The organism is Pelomonas sp. Root1237, from assembly GCF_001425055.1.
In the GTDB taxonomy this organism is placed as follows: Bacteria; Pseudomonadota; Gammaproteobacteria; order Burkholderiales; family Burkholderiaceae_C; genus Pelomonas.
Genome location: NZ_LMDK01000002.1, coordinates 1 through 16,953, shown reverse-complemented (window position 1 = coordinate 16,953; position 16,953 = coordinate 1). Strand labels below are relative to the sequence as shown.

General features: G+C 67.3%; 16 protein-coding genes. 13 read left to right on the top strand and 3 right to left on the bottom strand.

From position 1 onward, the window contains the following. The first annotated feature begins 188 nt into the window (after positions 1–188). The 4 genes from ASC91_RS04170 to ASC91_RS04155 all read left to right on the top strand — a co-directional run bounded on the left by ASC91_RS04170 (position 189) and on the right by ASC91_RS04155 (position 5,519). Entirely contained in the window at positions 189–1,727 is a 1,539-nt protein-coding gene (locus ASC91_RS04170) for a methyl-accepting chemotaxis protein (RefSeq protein ID WP_056192727.1), read from the top strand. Between the two features lie 131 nt (positions 1,728–1,858). After that, the gene (locus ASC91_RS04165; protein ID WP_056192725.1) at positions 1,859–3,037 is read left to right on the top strand and encodes a urate hydroxylase PuuD; all 1,179 of its coding nucleotides are present in this window, start codon (positions 1,859–1,861) and stop codon (positions 3,035–3,037) included. A 7-nt stretch (positions 3,038–3,044) separates the two neighbouring features. Continuing rightward, a complete protein-coding gene (locus tag ASC91_RS04160; protein ID WP_056192722.1) occupies positions 3,045–4,340 on the top strand; it encodes a glycerate kinase in 1,296 nt (431 codons plus the stop codon). Positions 4,341–4,679: 339 nt separating this feature from the next. Further along, on the top strand, positions 4,680–5,519 hold the full coding sequence (locus ASC91_RS04155; RefSeq protein WP_056192721.1) for an HDOD domain-containing protein: 840 nt from the start codon (positions 4,680–4,682) through the stop codon (positions 5,517–5,519). Here the strand turns inward: ASC91_RS04155 and ASC91_RS04150 are convergent. Further along, positions 5,516–6,052 (bottom strand): histidine phosphatase family protein, encoded by a 537-nt coding sequence (locus tag ASC91_RS04150; RefSeq protein WP_056192718.1) that lies wholly within the window; start codon positions 6,050–6,052, stop codon positions 5,516–5,518. The genes ASC91_RS04155 and ASC91_RS04150 overlap by 4 nt on opposite strands. A gap of 88 nt (positions 6,053–6,140) precedes the next feature. On the opposite strand from ASC91_RS04150, the gene ASC91_RS04145 reads away from it, so the two are divergent. Genes ASC91_RS04145 through ASC91_RS04130 form a run of 4 tightly spaced genes read left to right on the top strand, consistent with a single transcriptional unit; the run spans position 6,141 to position 9,758 of the window. Continuing rightward, positions 6,141–7,397: a lipoprotein-releasing ABC transporter permease subunit gene (locus ASC91_RS04145; RefSeq protein WP_056192715.1), complete on the top strand. Its 1,257-nt coding sequence runs from the start codon at positions 6,141–6,143 to the stop codon at positions 7,395–7,397. Further along, complete coding sequence (lolD, locus tag ASC91_RS04140; RefSeq protein ID WP_056192712.1) at positions 7,390–8,082, top strand: lipoprotein-releasing ABC transporter ATP-binding protein LolD; 693 nt, start codon at positions 7,390–7,392, stop codon at positions 8,080–8,082. Before ASC91_RS04145 ends, lolD begins: the two co-directional genes overlap by 8 nt. After that, positions 8,079–8,933 (top strand): formyltetrahydrofolate deformylase, encoded by an 855-nt coding sequence (purU, locus tag ASC91_RS04135; protein ID WP_056192710.1) that lies wholly within the window; start codon positions 8,079–8,081, stop codon positions 8,931–8,933. The genes lolD and purU overlap by 4 nt, the downstream gene beginning before the upstream one ends. 15 nt (positions 8,934–8,948) lie before the next feature. Beyond that, positions 8,949–9,758 carry a TatD family hydrolase gene (locus ASC91_RS04130; protein WP_056192707.1) on the top strand — a complete coding sequence of 270 codons (810 nt, stop codon included), beginning with the start codon at positions 8,949–8,951 and terminating at the stop codon, positions 9,756–9,758. On the opposite strand, the gene ASC91_RS04125 is transcribed toward ASC91_RS04130, so the two are convergent. After that, positions 9,759–10,580 (bottom strand): MOSC domain-containing protein, encoded by an 822-nt coding sequence (locus ASC91_RS04125; protein ID WP_056192704.1) that lies wholly within the window; start codon positions 10,578–10,580, stop codon positions 9,759–9,761. It lies immediately after the preceding gene. Between the two features lie 13 nt (positions 10,581–10,593). Continuing rightward, complete coding sequence (locus ASC91_RS04120; RefSeq protein WP_056193115.1) at positions 10,594–11,403, bottom strand: mechanosensitive ion channel family protein; 810 nt, start codon at positions 11,401–11,403, stop codon at positions 10,594–10,596. 18 nt (positions 11,404–11,421) lie between these two features. Between ASC91_RS04120 and ASC91_RS04115 the strand changes: the two genes are divergently transcribed. From ASC91_RS04115 to ASC91_RS04095, 5 genes are all read left to right on the top strand, one after another. Further along, positions 11,422–11,982, top strand: coding sequence for a DNA-deoxyinosine glycosylase (locus tag ASC91_RS04115; protein WP_235531814.1), 561 nt, complete (start codon positions 11,422–11,424; stop codon positions 11,980–11,982). Between the two features lie 36 nt (positions 11,983–12,018). After that, the gene (locus tag ASC91_RS04110; RefSeq protein ID WP_056192699.1) at positions 12,019–12,792 is read left to right on the top strand and encodes a spermidine synthase; all 774 of its coding nucleotides are present in this window, start codon (positions 12,019–12,021) and stop codon (positions 12,790–12,792) included. Between the two features lie 14 nt (positions 12,793–12,806). After that, positions 12,807–14,588 (top strand): GspE/PulE family protein, encoded by a 1,782-nt coding sequence (locus tag ASC91_RS04105; protein WP_056192696.1) that lies wholly within the window; start codon positions 12,807–12,809, stop codon positions 14,586–14,588. A gap of 104 nt (positions 14,589–14,692) precedes the next feature. Continuing rightward, positions 14,693–15,157: a tripartite tricarboxylate transporter TctB family protein gene (locus ASC91_RS04100; RefSeq protein WP_056192693.1), complete on the top strand. Its 465-nt coding sequence runs from the start codon at positions 14,693–14,695 to the stop codon at positions 15,155–15,157. Between the two features lie 7 nt (positions 15,158–15,164). Continuing rightward, positions 15,165–16,676 carry a tripartite tricarboxylate transporter permease gene (locus tag ASC91_RS04095; RefSeq protein ID WP_056192690.1) on the top strand — a complete coding sequence of 504 codons (1,512 nt, stop codon included), beginning with the start codon at positions 15,165–15,167 and terminating at the stop codon, positions 16,674–16,676. Positions 16,677–16,953 lie beyond the last annotated feature (277 nt).

Below are 16,953 nucleotides of genomic sequence, written 5' to 3'. Positions count from 1 at the left end.
GCACGCGGTGTTACAACGCCGGCGTCGAGCTTTCGGCACCTTCGGATGCAGCCAATACTCCCGGGCTGCAGGATCAATTTTGCTGTTTGCACTCATGCGCCCCGACACGGAGATTTTGATGGCCCAACCCGTTCTTTCGACGCCGGCGGCGGCGCCTGCTGCGGTTGGCGCGTGCACGAAGAATTGACATGGCGTTGAACGAGAAGCGGGCCGGACTGTCGACCGCGCACAAGCTTGGGTTGGCCTTCGGCTGGCTGGTCATGCTGACGGTGGCGCTCGGCGTGGCGGCGCTGCAATCGCTGGGGCAGGCACTCATCTGGAGCCTGCTGATCACCAGCCTCCTGTCCGTCGTGGCGCTGGCCGTCGTGCTGTCGCGTGCGCTGCTGCGCGAGCTGGGCGGCGAGCCGCGCGTCGTGGCGCAGCAACTGCAGTATGTTGCCCAAGGTGACCTGACCCACCACGTGCCCGTCAAACCCGGCGACCAGGCCAGCGTGATGGCGGGTCTGGCGCAGATGCAGCAGCGGCTCATCACGGTTGTCGCTCAGGTGCGCGAGGGTGCCGAGAGCGTGGCCATGGCCAGCGCCGAAATCGCCACGGGCAACACCGACCTCTCCCACCGCACCGAATTGCAAGCCGCTGAGTTGCAGCGCACGGCGGGCGCGATGGAGACGCTACGTCAGCAGGTGCTGCTCGGTGCGGACCATGCACGCGATGCCAGCAGCGTGGCCACGACGGCTTGCGGCGTGGCCGAGCGCGGCGGTGCCGTGGTGGGCGGGGTGGTGGGCACCATGCAGGCCATCAGCCACGGCTCGGCACGCATCGCCGAGATCATCAGCGTCATCGACGGCATCGCCTTCCAGACCAACATCCTGGCGCTCAATGCCGCGGTGGAGGCGGCTCGCGCGGGTGAGCAGGGCCGAGGCTTTGCGGTCGTCGCCGGCGAAGTGCGTGGCCTCGCGCAACGCAGTGCCAACGCCGCGAAGGAGATCAAGCAGCTCATTGCCGACAGCGGCGAGCAGGTGCAGCAGGGTTCGCGGCAGGTGGACGGCGCGGGCGAGACGATGCAGCAGGTGGTGGACGCCATCCAGAAGGTGGACCGCATCGTCAACGAGATCAGCGCCGCTGGCGCCGTGCAGGCCAGGCACGTGAACGACGTGGGCGAATCCGTCGGCCAGATGGATCGCAGTACGCAGCAGAACGCCGCCCTGGTGGAGCAGAGCGCCGCCGCCGCCGAAAGCCTGCGCGATCAGGCGCAGCAACTCGTCGGCGCCGTTGCGTTCTTCCGGCTGCACGCGGCCGGCAACCCCCAGGCCCTCATCGCCGACATGCAGGCGCGCCTGGCACAACTCGGTGAGCCCGAGCTCCGGGGCACTGAAACGTCAGGCGGCAAGCAGGTGCCGGGCCTTTACTTCGGCGCGCGCAAGCTGAACAACGATTACGAGCTGGTGGACGACATCAAGCGAAAGACCGGTGCCACGGCCACGGTGTTCGTGAAGTCCGGCGACGAGTTCGTGCGCATCAGCACCAATGTGCTCACGCCCGAGGGCACGCGCGGCGTGGGTACGCCGCTGGCGCGAGCCAAGGCCTACGAGATGATCAGCCGGGGCCAGTCCTTCAGCGGCGAAGTGGAAGTGCTGGGCAAACGGTTCGACGCCTGCTACAGCCCGATCAAGGACGGCCGCGGTGCGGTGATCGGCGTGGCCTACGTCGGGTTCAAGAAGGGCTGACGCCAAGGCGCCGCTGCTGCATACACTTCCGCCCTGTCGCAGCGGTGTCGGAGGCGTTGAGCCTGCGCTGACGCGACCCCTGGGCCCCACAGCACCCGCCGTGGTGGGGCCGTGCGAGAACACCACCGCTCATGGATATCTACCTCCTCGACTGGGCCAGCCTGCTGCTGCGCTGGCTGCACGTCATCACCGTCATCGCCTGGATCGGCGCGTCCTTCTACTTCGTCTGGCTGGACAACCACCTCGTCAGGCCGACCGCCGATGACCTCAAGGCCAAGGGCGTGGACGGCGAACTCTGGGCCGTGCACGGCGGCGGCTTCTACAACCCGCAGAAGTACATGGTGGCGCCGGCCAACCTGCCGCAGGATCTGCACTGGTTCTATTGGGAGAGCTACTGGACGTGGATGAGCGGTTTTGCGCTGTTCGTCGTGCTCTACCTGTGCAATGCCAGCCAGATGCTGATCGACCCGCGCGTCCATACCTGGGGCGCACCCTGGCAGGCCGTGGTGGCGGCGCTGGGTTTCCTGGTCGTCGGCTCGGCGGTCTATGACATCGCCTGCCAGGCCCTCGGCCGCACCAAGGACGGCCAGATCGGCAATGACGGCCGCGTGATGGCCGTCGTCGCCGCCTTTGTCGTGCTGGAGAGCTGGCTGGCCTGTCATCTCTTCGCCGGCCGCGCGGCCTTCCTGATCGTCGGCGCGACGCTGGCCACCATGATGACGGCCAACGTGGCGCACTGGATCATCCCGGGCCAGAAGAAGGTCATCGCGCAGATGCGTGCCGGCCAGAAGCCCGACCCCATCTACGGCCAGCGCGGCAAGCAGCGCAGCGTCCACAACACCTATTTCGGCCTGCCGGTGCTGATTGCCATGCTCAGCAACCACTACGGCATGCTGTACCAGCGGCCGGACAACTGGCTGGTGCTGTGCGTGTTGATGGCCGCGGGCGTGTCGATCCGCATCTTCTTCGTGAAGCGGCACAAGGGCGTGAACGGCTGGGATTCGCTGGGCCTGGCAGCGTTACTCATCGGTGGGCTCATCGTCAGAATGGCGCCCGCGCCGCAGGCCGCCGCGGCCGCGCCGGTCACGCTCGAGCAGGTTCAGGCGATCGCCGCCCAGCGTTGCCTGGCCTGCCATACCGGCGAGGTGGCGCAGAAGGGCGTGCGGCTGGATTCGGCCGAGGGCCTGAGCGCCCACAAGGCCCAGATCTACCAGCAGGTCATCGTGCAGCGCGCCATGCCGCTGAACAACGCGACCGGCCTGACGGAAGAAGAGCGCGCGTTGATCGGCCGCTGGGCTCGGCAGCCATGAGCCTGGCATGAGCCTGGACCCGCGTGCGCTGCTGCGGCAGCTCTATGACGTGGCCGTCGCGCGCGCGCTGCCCGGGCGGGTGTTGGCGGCGCATTTGCCGCCGCCGCCCAAGGGCCGCACCCTGGTGCTAGGCGCGGGCAAGGCGGGCGGTTCCATGGCCCAGGCGCTGGAAGCCGCCTGGCCGGCCGACGCCAAGCTGTCGGGCCTCGTCATCACCCGCTACGGCCATGTACCGCCGAACTACAAGCCGCGCCGGCTGCAGGTCGTCGAGGCGGCTCATCCAGTGCCGGACGCCGCCGGCCTGGCCGCCAGCGAGAAGCTGCTGGCCCTGACCCTCGGCCTGACTGCCGACGACCTGGTCATCTGCCTGATCTCCGGCGGCGGCTCCGCATTGATGAGCCTGCCCGCGCCCGGCCTGACGCTGGCCGACAAGCAGGCGATCAACCGCGCCCTGCTGAACAGCGGCGCGGCCATCGACGAGATGAACTGCGTGCGCAAGCATCTGTCGGCCGTCAAGGGCGGGAGGCTGGCCGCGGCCTGCGCGCCGGCGCGGGTGCTGACGCTGGCGATCAGCGACGTGCCCGGTGACGACCCGGCCGTCATCGCCTCCGGCCCGACGGTGGCCGACCCGACCACCTGCGCCGATGCGCTGGCCATCTGCCGGCGCTACAAGATCGAGCTGCCCGCCGCCGCCCGCGCCGGACTCGAGTCAGGCACCTTCGAGACGCCCAAGCCCGGTGACTTCGCTCAAGCCGGCCATGAACTCGTCATGCTGTCCACGCCGCAAATGAGCCTGGAGGCGGCCGCCGCCTTTGCCCGCGAGCAGGGCATCGCTGCCCACATCCTCAGCGACGAGATCGAAGGCGAGTCGCGCGTGGTCGGCGGCATGCATGCGGCGCTCGCTCGCGCCGTCGCACGCCGCGGCGAGCCCTTTGCCAGGCCCTGCGTGATCCTGTCCGGCGGCGAAACGACGGTGACCGTCGACCCGAGCCGGCCCGCGGCCGCAATTGGAAAAGGCGGCCGCGCCACCGAGTTCCTGCTCGGCTGTGCGCTGGCCCTGCAGTGCGAGCCCGGTGTCTATGCGCTGGCCGCCGACACCGACGGCATCGACGGTGTCGGCCCCCATGCCGGTGCCTTGCTGACTCCCAGCAGCCTGGGCCGCGCCCGCGCCCTGGGGCTCAATCCGCAGGCCCTGCTGGACGCGCACGACAGCGCCAGTTTCTTCGCGCCGCTGGGCGACCTGCTCGTCCCGGGGCCGAGCTTCACGAATGTGAATGACTTCCGCGCATTGCTGATCGTTTAGGGCCTGTTAACGCCACGGCAACGGGCCGCGTTGTGGCCAGAAAGGCCGCGAGCAAGGCGCAAATCGCAGCCGGGCTGGGTGCCCGGCGAGGATTTTGCAACGCCGCGCGCGGCCTTTCCGGCCGCAACCCGAAGGGAAGGCTAGCCGCCAGGGGCCACTCGGCGTTGCACCGCTGGCCCGCACATGAGTGCGGGCGGCGCGCTGCGCCTTGATTGGCCCCTGGCGGCTAGCCTTCGCGGCCCATTGCCGTGGTGTTAACAGGCCCTGACGTGAAGTCCGTGGCGAGTCCGCGGCCTTCGTCCTAGACTGGCCCGACTGTCATCGCCCCGGAGGTCAAAGATGAGTGCAGCTGCCGAACGTTTCTTCGTCAGGCACAACGCCCTGCCGACCATGCCCGAGGTGGCCTCGCGGCTCTTGAAGAGCTTCGACGACGACAACGTCGGCATTTCGCAGATCGCCGCGCTGATCGAGAAGGACGCAGCGCTGACCGCCAAGGTGTTGCGCCTGGCGAACACGGCGCACTACAGCCCCGCGCACCAGATCGCTACCGTCATTGACGCCGCCCATGCGCTGGGCCTGGAGACGCTGCGCAACCTCACCATGGCCGCCTGCCTGAGCGGTGCCTTTCCCAAGGTCCAGGGTCTGGACCGGGCCACCTTCTGGCGCCACGGGGTCGCCACGGCCAACTACGCGCGCATCCTGGCCCGCATGCTGGGCGCCGATGCGGCCACGGCCGACACCGCCTACCTCGCGGGGCTGATGCTGCGCACCGGCCAGCTGCTGATGGCCTTGGACGAGCCGCATCTGGTGGCCGACGTCGAGACCCATGCCGCCGAGCCCGGCAGCCGCTTCTCGCTGGAGGAGCACCGCTTCGGTTGCACCCACGCCGACGTGACCGCGTCGCTGGCTGCGCACTGGCATTTCCCGCAGGCGATGGTGGAGGCCTTCAAGGACGCCAACACGCCGCTGGAGATCCGCCCCTTCTCGCTGATCGCGGCCGTGCTGCATGTGGCCGAGGTGCTGGCGGATGCCGCCGAGCACCATGACGAGCCCGTGCATGCGCTGAAGGTGGCCGTGCCCGAGCTGATCGAGCACCTGCATCTGGACTTGGACCTGCTCGCCGCCAAGATCGCCGCCACCGGCGACCCGGCGGCCGAGGTGGAGCAGATGCTGCACTAGAGACAGTTCGCTTCGGGCGCTCCGCTTGGCGCGCCATAGCTGAACTGCGCCCAGCGCGGCGGCTCGGTTGCTGGCTGCAGCAAGAAGGCGTGATGAAAGCTCGTCTCGCACAGGTCCGCCAGCTTCGGGCCGCCCAGCGCTGCCAGCACGGCCGTGACGGTGTTGCTGTGGCCGACGACGAGCACCACGCCGGTCTGGGCGCGCACCGCGTCGGCCACCGCCTGCACATGGGCGGCACCCTTGGCGTCCACCACGCGCGGCTGCAGGCCCAGCGCCTTGGCCAGCGGTGCGGCGGTGTCGCGCGTGCGGCGGAACTGCGTCGTCAGGATGCTGTTCACGTGCAGGCCGGCCAGCGCCTGGGCCAGGGCCTGGGCGCGCTGCTCGCCAGCGGGCGTCAGCGCGGGGTCCCCCGTGGGCTCGGTGGCGCGCTCGGCGTGGCGCACCAGGATGACGAGATCGGGCGCGGCCGCGGCCGGGGCGGCCAGGGCGAATGTCAGAAGACAGGCTGGCAGCAGGACAGACAAGGGCTTCATCGCGATTCCAGAAGAGGTCGGGTGCCATTCTCGCCACGGCCTGCCAGTTACCATCCCGGCCCCATGCCGTACGCCTTTGCAAAGCCTCATGACCCTGCCGTTTGAACTCCAGGTCGGCTGGCGCTACACGCGCGCCGGCCGCGGCGGGCGGCGCAACCGCTTCATCAGCTTCATCTCGAGCGTGTCCATCCTGGGCATCGCGCTGGGCGTGGCGGCGCTGATCATCGTGCTGTCGGTGATGAACGGCTTCCAGAAGGAAGTGCGCGACCGCATGCTCAACGTCATCGCCCATATCGAGCTGCTGGAGTACACCGGCCAGGCGCTGCCGGACTGGCAGGCCACGGCGGCCAAGGCCAGGCAGAACCCCGAGGTGATGGGTGCGGCGCCGTTTGTCGCCAGCCAGAGCCTGATCGCGCGCGGCGAGGACATGCGCGGCGCCATCATCCGTGGCATCTCGCCGACCGAGGAAGCGACGGTCACCGGCCTTGGTGCTCAGCTCAAGGACGGCGTTTTCGCCCAACTGCAGCCCGGCGCCTGGAACATCGTGCTGGGCTCGGAGCTGGCACGCCAGCTGGGCGTGGGTGTGGGCGACAAAATCACCGTCGTCGCGCCCGGCGCCCAGGTCACGCCGATGGGCGCCTCGCCGCGATACAGGAGCTTCAATGTGGTCGGCACCTTCAGCGCCGGCCACTACGAGTACGACTCGGGCCTGGCCCTGATCCACATCGACGACGCGGCCAAGCTCTACCGCACCGGTGGCCCGACCGGCGTGCAGCTCAAGCTGCGTGACGTCCACGACGCCCGCCGCGTGGCAGCCGAACTCAAGGGCGCCATGGGCCCGGACATCCTGGTGCGTGACTGGACGCGTTCCAACGCCAACTGGTTCGACGCCGTGCAGATCGAGAAGCGCCTGATGAGCATCATCCTGACGCTGATCGTCGCGGTGGCCGCCTTCAACCTTGTTTCCACCCTGGTGATGACCGTGACCGACAAGCAGAGCGACATCGCCATCCTGCGCACGCTCGGCGCCAGCCCGCGCTCCATCATGGGCGTGTTCATCGTGCAGGGCGCGGTGGCCGGCGTCATCGGCACGCTGTCTGGCGTGGGCCTGGGGCTGTTGGTGGCCTGCAATATCGACGTCATCGTGCCCACCATCGAGCGCCTGCTCAACGTCAGCTTCCTGCCCGGCAGCATCTACGTCATCAGCCAGATGCCCAGCGACCCGCAGCAAGGCGACATCGTGCCGATTGCGCTGGTGTCCCTGGCCCTGTCCTTCCTCGCCACGCTCTACCCAAGCTGGCGCGCCAGCCGCGTGCAGCCGGCGGAGGCGCTGCGTTATGAGTGATCAGATTCTTCAGGCCACGGCCTTGACCCGTCGCTTCAGCGAAGGCGGCCTGGACGTCACCGTGCTCAAGGGCGTGGACCTGCATGTGTCGCGCGGCGAGACGCTGGCCATCGTCGGCGCCTCAGGCTCGGGCAAGAGCACGCTCTTGCACCTGCTCGGCGGCCTGGACGTGCCGACCTCGGGCGCCGTCACGCTGATGGGCCGGTCGCTGGCGTCCATGGATGAGGCCGAGCGTGGCCGCTGGCGCAACCAGCAGCTGGGTTTCGTCTACCAGTTCCACCACCTGCTGCCCGAGTTCTCGGCGCTGGACAACGTCGCGATGCCGCTGCGCATCCGCCGCCAGACGCCTGCCCAGGCGCGCGAAACGGCCGCCGAGATGCTGGCCCGCGTCGGCCTCAAGGACCGCGCGCAGCACCGCCCGTCCGAGCTGTCGGGCGGCGAGCGCCAGCGCGTGGCCATCGCCCGGGCCCTCGTCACCCGCCCGGCCTGCGTGCTGGCCGACGAGCCCACCGGCAACCTCGACCGCGACACCGCCGCGGTCGTCTTCGAGCTGATGCTGGAGCGCGCCCGCGAGTCCGGCACCGCCTTCGTTCTCGTCACCCATGACCGCGATCTGGCGGCGCGCTGCGATCGGCAGCTGCTGCTGGTGGCGGGCCAGTTCCAAGCCCCTGCAACGACCGCATGACCCCGCGATTCATCCTCAAGCTTTCATGCCCCGACCGCGCCGGCATCGTGCATGCCGTCACCGGTGTGCTGCTGCGCGAAGGCGGCAACATCCTGACCTCCCACCAGCATGGCGACGCTGACCATGCGCGCTTCTTCATGCGCATCGAGTTCGAGGCCAAGGCCGAGGAGGCCGCACTGCAGGCCGCGTTTGCGCCGCTGGCCGCCCAGTTCGACATGGATTGGGAGCTGGTGGCCCGCGCCCGCAAGACCCGTGTGCTGCTGCTGGTGTCCAAGCTCGGCCATTGCCTGAACGATCTGCTGTTCCGCGTGCAGACCGGGCACTTGCCCATCGAGATCCCGGCCATCGTCTCCAACCACCGCGACTTCTATCAGCTCGCGGCCTCGCACAACATTCCCTTCCACCACTTCCCGCTGCTGGGCGCCACCGACGCACAGAAGCAGGCGCAGGAAGCCAAGATCCGCGAAGTGGTGGCCGAAAACCAGATCGACCTCGTCGTGCTGGCGCGCTACATGCAGATCCTGTCGCCCGAGCTGTGCCGCGACCTGAGCGGCCGGGCCATCAACATCCACCACAGCTTCCTGCCCAGCTTCAAGGGCGCCAAGCCCTATCACCAGGCCTACGAGCGTGGTGTCAAGCTGATCGGTGCGACGGCCCATTACGTGACCAGCGACCTCGACGAGGGCCCGATCATCGAGCAGGAAGTCGCCCGCATCGACCACAGCATGCCGCCCGAACAGCTCGTGGGCATCGGCCGCGACATGGAATGCGTGGCCCTGGCGCGGGCCATCCAGTGGCACGCGGAGCACCGGGTGTTACTCAACGGCAACCGCACGGTCGTCTTCCGCTGAGATACAAGGGAAGGCATGTGGATCGACACCCACTGCCACCTCGACGCGGCCGAGTTCAACGCTGACCGCGACGCCGTCGTCGCGCGTGCCAGGGCCGCCGGCGTCACGCAGATCGTCATTCCCGCCGTCGATGCGCACAACCTCGACACGGTGCGCCTGCTGGCCATTCAGCACGACTTCACCTACGCCCTGGGCATCCATCCGCTGTGCGTGATGGGCGCCGCCGCGGGCGATCTGGAAAAACTCGCCGAAGCGGTGGAGACGCATCATGCCGATCCGCGCCTCGTCGCCGTCGGCGAGATCGGCCTGGACTATTTCGTCGAGGGCATCGACCCCGACACCCAGCAGCATTTCTACATCGAGCAGCTCAAGCTCGCCAAGCGCGCTGGCCTGCCGGTGCTGCTGCATGTGCGGCGCAGCGCCGACAAGCTGCTGGCCGGCCTGCGCCGTGTCGGCTTCACGCAGGGCGGCATTGCGCATGCCTTCAATGGCAGCGAGCAGCAGGCGCAAGCCTTCATCGAGCTGGGCTTCAAGCTCGGCTTCGGCGGCACGCTGACCTTCGAGCGGTCCCTGCAGATCCGCCGCATTGCAGCCAGCGTGCCGGATACGGCGCTGGTCATGGAGACTGATGCGCCGGACATCCCGCCGCAGTGGCTCTACAAGACGGCCGAGCAGCGTGAAGCCAGCCCTGGCCAGACGCGCAACGAGTCGGCCGAGCTGCCGCGCATTGGCGAAAGCCTGGCCGAGCTGCGCGGCTGGACGCTTGAGCAGACGGCGGCAATCACCAGCGCCAACGCGCGCGCCGCGCTGCCGCGACTGGGCTGATCAGGCCTCGCCGAAATTCAGCGACAGGTCCACGCGGTCGCCGATGCGCAGGGTCCCCGCGCCGTCGCCACGCGCGTAGACACCGAACTGCACCGGTGCGCCCGGGGCGCGCTCGGCGCTGAGCCGGGTCAAGGCGTCCAGCACGACCGGCTGCGGTTCGCCGCTCGCCGGGTCCACCGTTGGCACGACGCAGCGCACGCAGACCGTCGTGCGGCGCAGCGTCAGTGCGCCGATGCGGGCCTCGATCAGGATGTCCTCGATGAAAGGCGGCAGGTCGCCGCCGTCTTCGGCACTGAGCAGCAGATTGGGTCGCGCACGCTGTGCCGGCCCGTTCAGCGGCTGGGCCATGGCGTCCTGCCAGGACTGCAGCGAACCCTCGCCGACGATATGCAGTGCATTGAGGATGGGCCGGCGCTGTGCCTCGATGCTCAAGCGCACCAGCCGCAGCGGCTCGCCCGTGGTCGCCTTCAGCAGCGCGGCAGCGTCTTCGCCAGCATCCCAGACCTGCAGCACGTCGAAGTCCTGGCGTTCGCCGTTCCAGCCGCGCACTTCCAGCGCGTCGCCGCCTTCGCCGGGCACTGTCAACGATCGGCCCAGGGCCTGTAACTCAAGGTCCGAGCCCACCAGCCGGGCGTGGACCAGTGCGAGCCGCGGGTGCGCGCCCATCCAGGTCAGCTCGCCGCCCGCGTCGACGATGCCCCAGCCGCGGTCGCCCACGGGCCAGCCGTCGCCGTCCAGCAGCAGGGTATTGACGGCTTCGCCGGCGCACGACTTGACGGGGTAGCGCCACAGCCCGGCGACGCGGGCGGTCAGGTCAGCCATGGTTTCTCCAGGTTCAGCGATTGCGCGGCGCGAGGGGCGTTTCGGGCACCGGGTAGCCGGCGGCGCCAAAGGTCGCGACGACGGCCTTGTGGGTGTCGAAGTAGACCTGCCAGTAATGGTCCGTGTGGCAGTACGGCCGCACGCACAGCAGCGGGCCTTCGGGCGTGAACTGCAGGATCTCGATATCGGGCGCCGGCTTGGCCAGCACATTGGGAATGGCCGCGATGGCCGGACGCAGCCGCGCGATGGCGTCCAGCGGGTCCACGCTGTTGGCAACCTTGGCCAGGCAGTCGACGCGGCGGAACGCCTGCGCCGAGTAGTTCTGGATGGCGCTGCTGAACACGGTGTTGTTGCCGACCAGGGTGTGCACGTTGTCCGGTGTGTTGATGGTGGTGCCAAAGAGGCCAATCTCGGTCACCGTGCCCGTCACGCCACCCGCCTGCACGAAGTCGCCCACCTTGAAAGGCCGCAGCACCTGCATGAAGACACCCGCCGCGAAGTGGGTCAGCAGCCCGCCCCAGGCCGTGCCGATAGCCAGGCCCGCGCCGGCCAGCAAGGCGGCGAAGGACGTGGTCTTGACGCCGAAGATGTCCAGGATCGCGAGGATGAGGACGAGGTTCAGCAGCACGCTGAGAATGGAGCGCAGATAGGTGGCCAGCGTCGAGTCGATGCGCTTGCCGCGCTCCAGCGCGGCCGAGAACACGCGCAGAGCGATTGAAATGAGCCACCGGCCCACGACCCAGGCCGCGATGGCCGCGAGAATCTTCAAGCCGAAGTCCACGCCCTGGGTGCTGAGAAACAGCCAGATGGCTTCCGTATTCATCATGTCGAGTCACTCTCTGTGAAAACCCGCGCATCGTCGCAGCTGCCGGCCGTGTTTGCCAGGCCTCCAAACCCCGAAAACGAGCGTCTTGTCGGCCTGGCGCCGGTGTTTGACGCCCAGGACCGTCTGCTGGTACTGGGCAGCTTTCCCGGCGCTGCTTCGCTGCAGGCAGCGCAGTACTACGCGCATCCGCGCAATGCCTTCTGGCCCGTCATGGCGGCGCTGCTGGGCGAACCGGATCTGGCGACGCGGCCCTATGCCGAGCGCCTGCAGGCATTGCGCCGCGGCCGTGTGGCGCTGTGGGACGCCGTGGCTGCCTGCCGGCGCGAAGGCAGCCTGGACACGGCCATCGAAGCCGCCGAGCCGAGCGATCTGATGGATCTCGTTGCCCGGCTGCCGCAGCTGCGCGCGATTGCCTGCAACGGCGCGCTCGCTCACCGGCAGACGCTGCTGGCCCTGGGCGACGTGGCCTTGCCCGTGCTGCGACTGCCGTCGACGAGCCCAGCGCATGCCGGCCTGAGCCTGGCAGACAAGATCGCCGCCTGGCGGGCCGGGCTGGCGCCGTATCTGGTGGCCTAGGATCCCGCCTATGACAAGACTGCTGACGGCCGGGCGATGAAGCCCAAGCCAACGACCTGGGGCCCGGCGACGCTGAGCGAATTCGACGGCGTGCGTTTTCTGCACCTGGACTCGATCTGGGTGCAAGGTGCGATGCGCATTCGCAAGCCGGATCAGCTGGAGCTGGAGTACATCCAGCGCATGTGCGCCTGGATGTTGTGGCGGGACCCGGCCGCACTGGGCGAAGGCCATGCCGTGCAACTCGGCCTGGGCGCCGCGGCGCTGACGCGCTTTTGCCATGGCCAGCTGAAGATGCGCACGACGGCGGTGGAGATCAACCCCGAGGTCATCGCCGCCTGCCGGCAGTGGTTCCGTCTGCCGGGCAACGATGCCCGGTTGAGCGTCGTCAACGGCGACGCCGCGGCCTGGGTCAATGACAGCGCCAACCTGCAGACGGTGGATGTGTTGAGCGTGGATCTCTACGACCATGACGCTGCGTCGCCCGTGCTGGACGACGAGGCCTTTTACGCCGCCTGCCGTGGCGTGCTGGCGGACGGCGGGCTGATGACGGTCAATCTGTTCGGTCGCAGCGCGAGCTTTGCGCGCAGCGCATTGCGTATCGCCAAGGCCTTCGGGTCGGATCAGGTCTGGAGCCTGGCGCCCACCAAGGAGGGCAACACCGTCGTCGTCGCGGCGCGCGGCGTGCAGGTGCCACATCGTGACATCCTGGAGCAGCGCGCAGCTAATATCGAATCGCGCTTCAAGTTGCCGGCCCGCAAATGGCTTAGGCTGGTGCGGCCGCTGCCGATGAGCATCCTCAACGCCCTTTGAGAAGCCGAGCCTCGATGTCGACCAAGTCCAAGCCACTGGCTGCCCCCACGAAGACTGAAGGCCGCCTGGAATGGCGCCAGCTGCTGCATTGGCTGCAGGAGGATGGCCTCATCGACGAAAGCCAGGTGCAGCGCACGGAGCAGCGCTTCGCGGCCGGCGATAGCGCCTTGCATCCCCTCGTTCGCCTGGGCCACGCCGCTCTGGTGCGCCTGTCGACTGGCAAGCCACTGGATGTGGACGCATTGTCCGAATGGCTGGCAGTGCGCGCCAAATTGCCTTATCTGCGCATCGACCCGCTGAAGGTGGACGTGGGCCGCGTCGGCGACGTGATGTCCATCGGCTATGCCGAAGCCAAGCGCTGCCTGCCGGTGCAGTTCGGCCTCAATGACGTGACGATCGCGACATCCGAGCCCTTCGACATCAGCTGGGTCGCGCAGATTGAGTCGCATGTGCGCAAGCCCATCAAGCTCGTCATTGCCAACCCGCTGGAGATCGCGCGCTACACGACCGAGTTCTTCACGCTGGCACGTTCGGTACGCGCCGCAGCCAAGGCGGGCGAGCAGAGCCAGGTGGCCAGCTTCGAGCAGCTTGTCGAACTCGGCAAGACCAACAAGCAGCTCGATGCCAATGACCAGGGCGTCGTACAGGTCGTCGACTGGCTGTGGCAATACGCCTTCGACCAGCGCGCATCGGACATTCACCTTGAACCGCGCCGCGAGATGGGTGTCATCCGTTTCCGCATCGACGGCGTGCTGCATACGGTCTACCAGCTGCCACCGACGGTGATGGGCGCAATGACCTCGCGCATCAAGCTGCTCGGCCGCATGGACGTCGTCGAGAAGCGCCGCCCGCTGGATGGCCGCATCAAGACGCGCAACCCAGCCGGCGACGAAGTCGAAATGCGGCTGTCGACGCTGCCGACCGCCTTCGGCGAGAAGATGGTCATGCGCATCTTCGACCCCGAGACCGCTGTCAAGGATCTGTCGTCCCTGGGCTTCGGCCAGCACGACTCCGACCGCTGGGAGAGCCTGGTCAAGCAGCCCCACGGCATCATCCTGGTGACCGGCCCGACCGGCAGCGGCAAGACGACGACGCTGTACTCGACGCTCAAGCGCCTGGCGACCGAAGAGGTCAATGTCTGCACCATCGAAGACCCCATCGAGATGATCGAGCCGGCCTTCAACCAGACCCAGGTGCAGAACGTGCTGGATCTCGGTTTCGCCGAAGGCCTGCGCGCGTTGATGCGCCAGGATCCGGACATCATCATGGTCGGCGAGATTCGCGACCTGGAGACGGCCGAGATGGCCATCCAGGCCGCGTTGACGGGTCACCTCGTCTTTAGCACCTTGCATACCAACGACTCGGTATCGGCAATCACGCGGCTGATGGACCTGGGCGTGCCGAGCTATCTGATCAGCGCCACCGTCATTGGTGTGCTGGCCCAGCGGCTGGTGCGCACCCTGTGCCCGCACTGCAAGCAGCCCGACCCCATGGTCACGCGGGAGAACCTCAATGAGCTGGTGCGGCACTGGCGCCTGGGTGGAGGCGTCAAGCCTTTCAAGCCGGTGGGCTGCCTGGAATGTCGCAATACGGGTTTTCGCGGCCGTGCTGGCCTTTACGAACTGTTGACCGTTTCAGAAGGCGTCAAGGCCTCGGTCGCTGACCTGGCCGCGCTGCGTCGTCAGGCCATGCAGGAGGGCCTGCGCCCACTGCGCTTGGCCGGCGCGATGAAGGTGGCGGAAGGGGTGACGACGGTGGAGGAGGTGTTGCGCAGCACGCCGTCCTGGGAAGGCTAGTCTCTCTTGTCTTACGTGTAATCCACAGTCGGGCAGCGTCGACCCGACTGCCAGAATCACCGGCAAGAAAACGCGCGCCCGCGGCGCGCCGGAGGCGACAAGCAATGAAGATCAAAAGCCAGCGGGACTTCTGGTCCGGGCTGATGTTCCTGGTGGTGGGCGTGGCGTTCGCATGGGGCTCGACGGAATACTCCTTCGGCACCTCGGCCCGACCAGGCCCGGGTTATTTCCCCTTCGGCCTGGGCATCCTGCTGGCCTTGCTGGGCGGCCTCGTGCTTTTCAAGGCGTTGACGCTGGAATCAGAAGGCGGCGATCCCATCGGCGCCATTGCCTGGCGCCCTTTGCTCATCATCGTCGCCGCCATCGCCGTCTTCGGCGTCGCGCTGCCCCGCCTGGGGCTGGCCTGCACGCTGCCGTTGCTCATCACGTTGTCCGCCTTGGCCGGCAATGAGTTCCACTGGCGTGATGTGTTGATCAGCAGTGTTGTGCTGACGGTCGGCAGTTGGGCGCTGTTCATCCTTGGCCTGAAGCTGACCATCCCGCTCTGGCCCATCTACATCACGGGCTGAGGGCACCATGGACCTGCTGAACAATCTGGGTCTTGGGTTCCATACGGCGCTGACGCTGCAGAACCTGATGTACTGCTTCTTCGGGTCGGTGCTGGGAACGCTTATTGGCGTGCTGCCCGGTCTGGGGCCCGTCGCGACCATCGCGATGCTGCTGCCGTCCATCTACACGCTGGACGCCACACCTGCCCTGATCATGCTGGCCGGTATCTATTACGGCGCTCAATACGGAGGCTCGACGACGGCCATCCTGATCAATGTGCCGGGTGAGTCCAGCTCCGTCGTGACGGCCATCGACGGCTATCAGATGGCCCGGCGCGGCCGTGCCGGTGCGGCGCTCGCGGCCGCCGGCCTGGGTAGCTTCTTCGCCGGCTGCGTGGGCACCATCATCATCGCGGCCTTCGCGCCGCCGCTGACCGAGCTGGCCTTCAAGTTCGGCTCGGCCGAGTATTTCTCACTGATGGTGCTCGGCCTGGTCGGCGCCGTTGTGCTCGCGTCGGGATCGCTCATCAAGGCCATTGCAATGATCGTGCTTGGCCTGCTGCTCGGGCAGATCAACACCGACGTCATCACCGGCACGGCGCGCTTCTCCTTCGATGTTCCTGAATTGACTGACGGCATTGGCTTCGTGGTCATCGCCATGGGCGTGTTCGGCTTCGGGGAAATCATCGCCAATCTGGGTCAGCCCGAAGAACATCGCGAGGTCTTCACCAAGGAGGTGAAAGGCCTGTGGCCGACGAAGGAAGACTTCAAGGAGGCCTGGCCTTCGGTGCTGCGGGGCACGGCCCTCGGCGCTGTGCTGGGAGTGTTGCCCGGTGGCGGCGCGCTGCTGGCCTCTTTCGCGTCCTACACCTTGGAGAAGAAAGTCGTCCGCAATCCTCGTGTGCCCTTCGGCAAAGGCGCCATCCAAGGGGTCGCCGGCCCAGAAAGCGCCAACAACGCCGGTGCGCAGACTTCTTTCATTCCGATGCTCACGCTTGGCATTCCGCCAAATGCTGTGATGGCGCTGATGGTGGGTGCCATGACCATCAAGGGCATTCAGCCGGGGCCTCAGGTCATGACGAGCAACCCGGAGCTGTTCTGGGGGCTGATCGCATCGATGTGGATCGGCAATCTGATGCTGATCGTGCTCAACCTGCCTCTGATCGGCATTTGGATCAAGTTGCTGACAGTGCCCTACCGGTTTCTCTTTCCGGCCATCGTCGTCTTCTGCTGCATTGGCACCTACTCGCTGAACAACAACAGCTTTGACGTCTATATGACTGCGGCGTTTGCGCTGCTGGGCTACGTCTTCTACAAGCTGAGCTGCGAGCCGGCGCCGCTGCTGTTGGGCTTCATTCTGGGGCCCATGATGGAAGAGAACCTTCGCAGGGCGTTGCTGCTGGCGCGGGGCGACTGGAGCACATTCCTGACCCGTCCACTATCCGCCGGATTGCTGATTGCAGCGGCACTGATGATCGTCGTCGTCATGCTGCCGTCCATCAAGAGCAAGCGCGAGGAAGCTTTCCACGAAGAGGCTTGACGGTCGCCCGCTGGCTGCCTGACTCTCGCCGTGACGCCGTTCGTCCGCGGTCGTCGGCCGGACTCACGGCGTTCTGACGGCGAGCATTGCAAGCCAACGTCGATTGAATACGTTCCCGCCTGCTGATCCAGTAAAAGAACTGGCGTGGCTTCCGCATCCGAAAAACCTATGCTACAGTCGTGGGCTTCGCTGATCACAACGCAGCGCTTGTCGGGAACGGCGGATGGTTGTGAGGTGGTTGGTGGAGCTGGGCTGAAAGGTCTGGATGGCGAGCTGG

Excerpts from the sequence above, each read along its gene's own strand:
- ASC91_RS04110 (WP_056192699.1), top strand. The coding sequence starts at position 12,019 with ATGAAGCCCAAGCCAACGACCTGGGGCCCGGCGACGCTGAGCGAATTC.
- ASC91_RS04165 (WP_056192725.1), top strand. The coding sequence starts at position 1,859 with ATGGATATCTACCTCCTCGACTGGGCCAGCCTGCTGCTGCGCTGGCTG.
- ASC91_RS04130 (WP_056192707.1), top strand. The coding sequence starts at position 8,949 with ATGTGGATCGACACCCACTGCCACCTCGACGCGGCCGAGTTCAACGCT.
- ASC91_RS04145 (WP_056192715.1), top strand. The coding sequence starts at position 6,141 with ATGACCCTGCCGTTTGAACTCCAGGTCGGCTGGCGCTACACGCGCGCC.
- ASC91_RS04095 (WP_056192690.1), top strand. The coding sequence starts at position 15,165 with ATGGACCTGCTGAACAATCTGGGTCTTGGGTTCCATACGGCGCTGACG.
- ASC91_RS04100 (WP_056192693.1), top strand. The coding sequence starts at position 14,693 with ATGAAGATCAAAAGCCAGCGGGACTTCTGGTCCGGGCTGATGTTCCTG.
- ASC91_RS04160 (WP_056192722.1), top strand. The coding sequence starts at position 3,045 with ATGAGCCTGGACCCGCGTGCGCTGCTGCGGCAGCTCTATGACGTGGCC.
- purU (WP_056192710.1), top strand. The coding sequence starts at position 8,079 with ATGACCCCGCGATTCATCCTCAAGCTTTCATGCCCCGACCGCGCCGGC.
- ASC91_RS04150 (WP_056192718.1), bottom strand. The coding sequence starts at position 6,052 with ATGAAGCCCTTGTCTGTCCTGCTGCCAGCCTGTCTTCTGACATTCGCC.
- lolD (WP_056192712.1), top strand. The coding sequence starts at position 7,390 with ATGAGTGATCAGATTCTTCAGGCCACGGCCTTGACCCGTCGCTTCAGC.
- ASC91_RS04170 (WP_056192727.1), top strand. The coding sequence starts at position 189 with ATGGCGTTGAACGAGAAGCGGGCCGGACTGTCGACCGCGCACAAGCTT.
- ASC91_RS04155 (WP_056192721.1), top strand. The coding sequence starts at position 4,680 with ATGAGTGCAGCTGCCGAACGTTTCTTCGTCAGGCACAACGCCCTGCCG.
- ASC91_RS04120 (WP_056193115.1), bottom strand. The coding sequence starts at position 11,403 with ATGAATACGGAAGCCATCTGGCTGTTTCTCAGCACCCAGGGCGTGGAC.
- ASC91_RS04105 (WP_056192696.1), top strand. The coding sequence starts at position 12,807 with ATGTCGACCAAGTCCAAGCCACTGGCTGCCCCCACGAAGACTGAAGGC.
- ASC91_RS04125 (WP_056192704.1), bottom strand. The coding sequence starts at position 10,580 with ATGGCTGACCTGACCGCCCGCGTCGCCGGGCTGTGGCGCTACCCCGTC.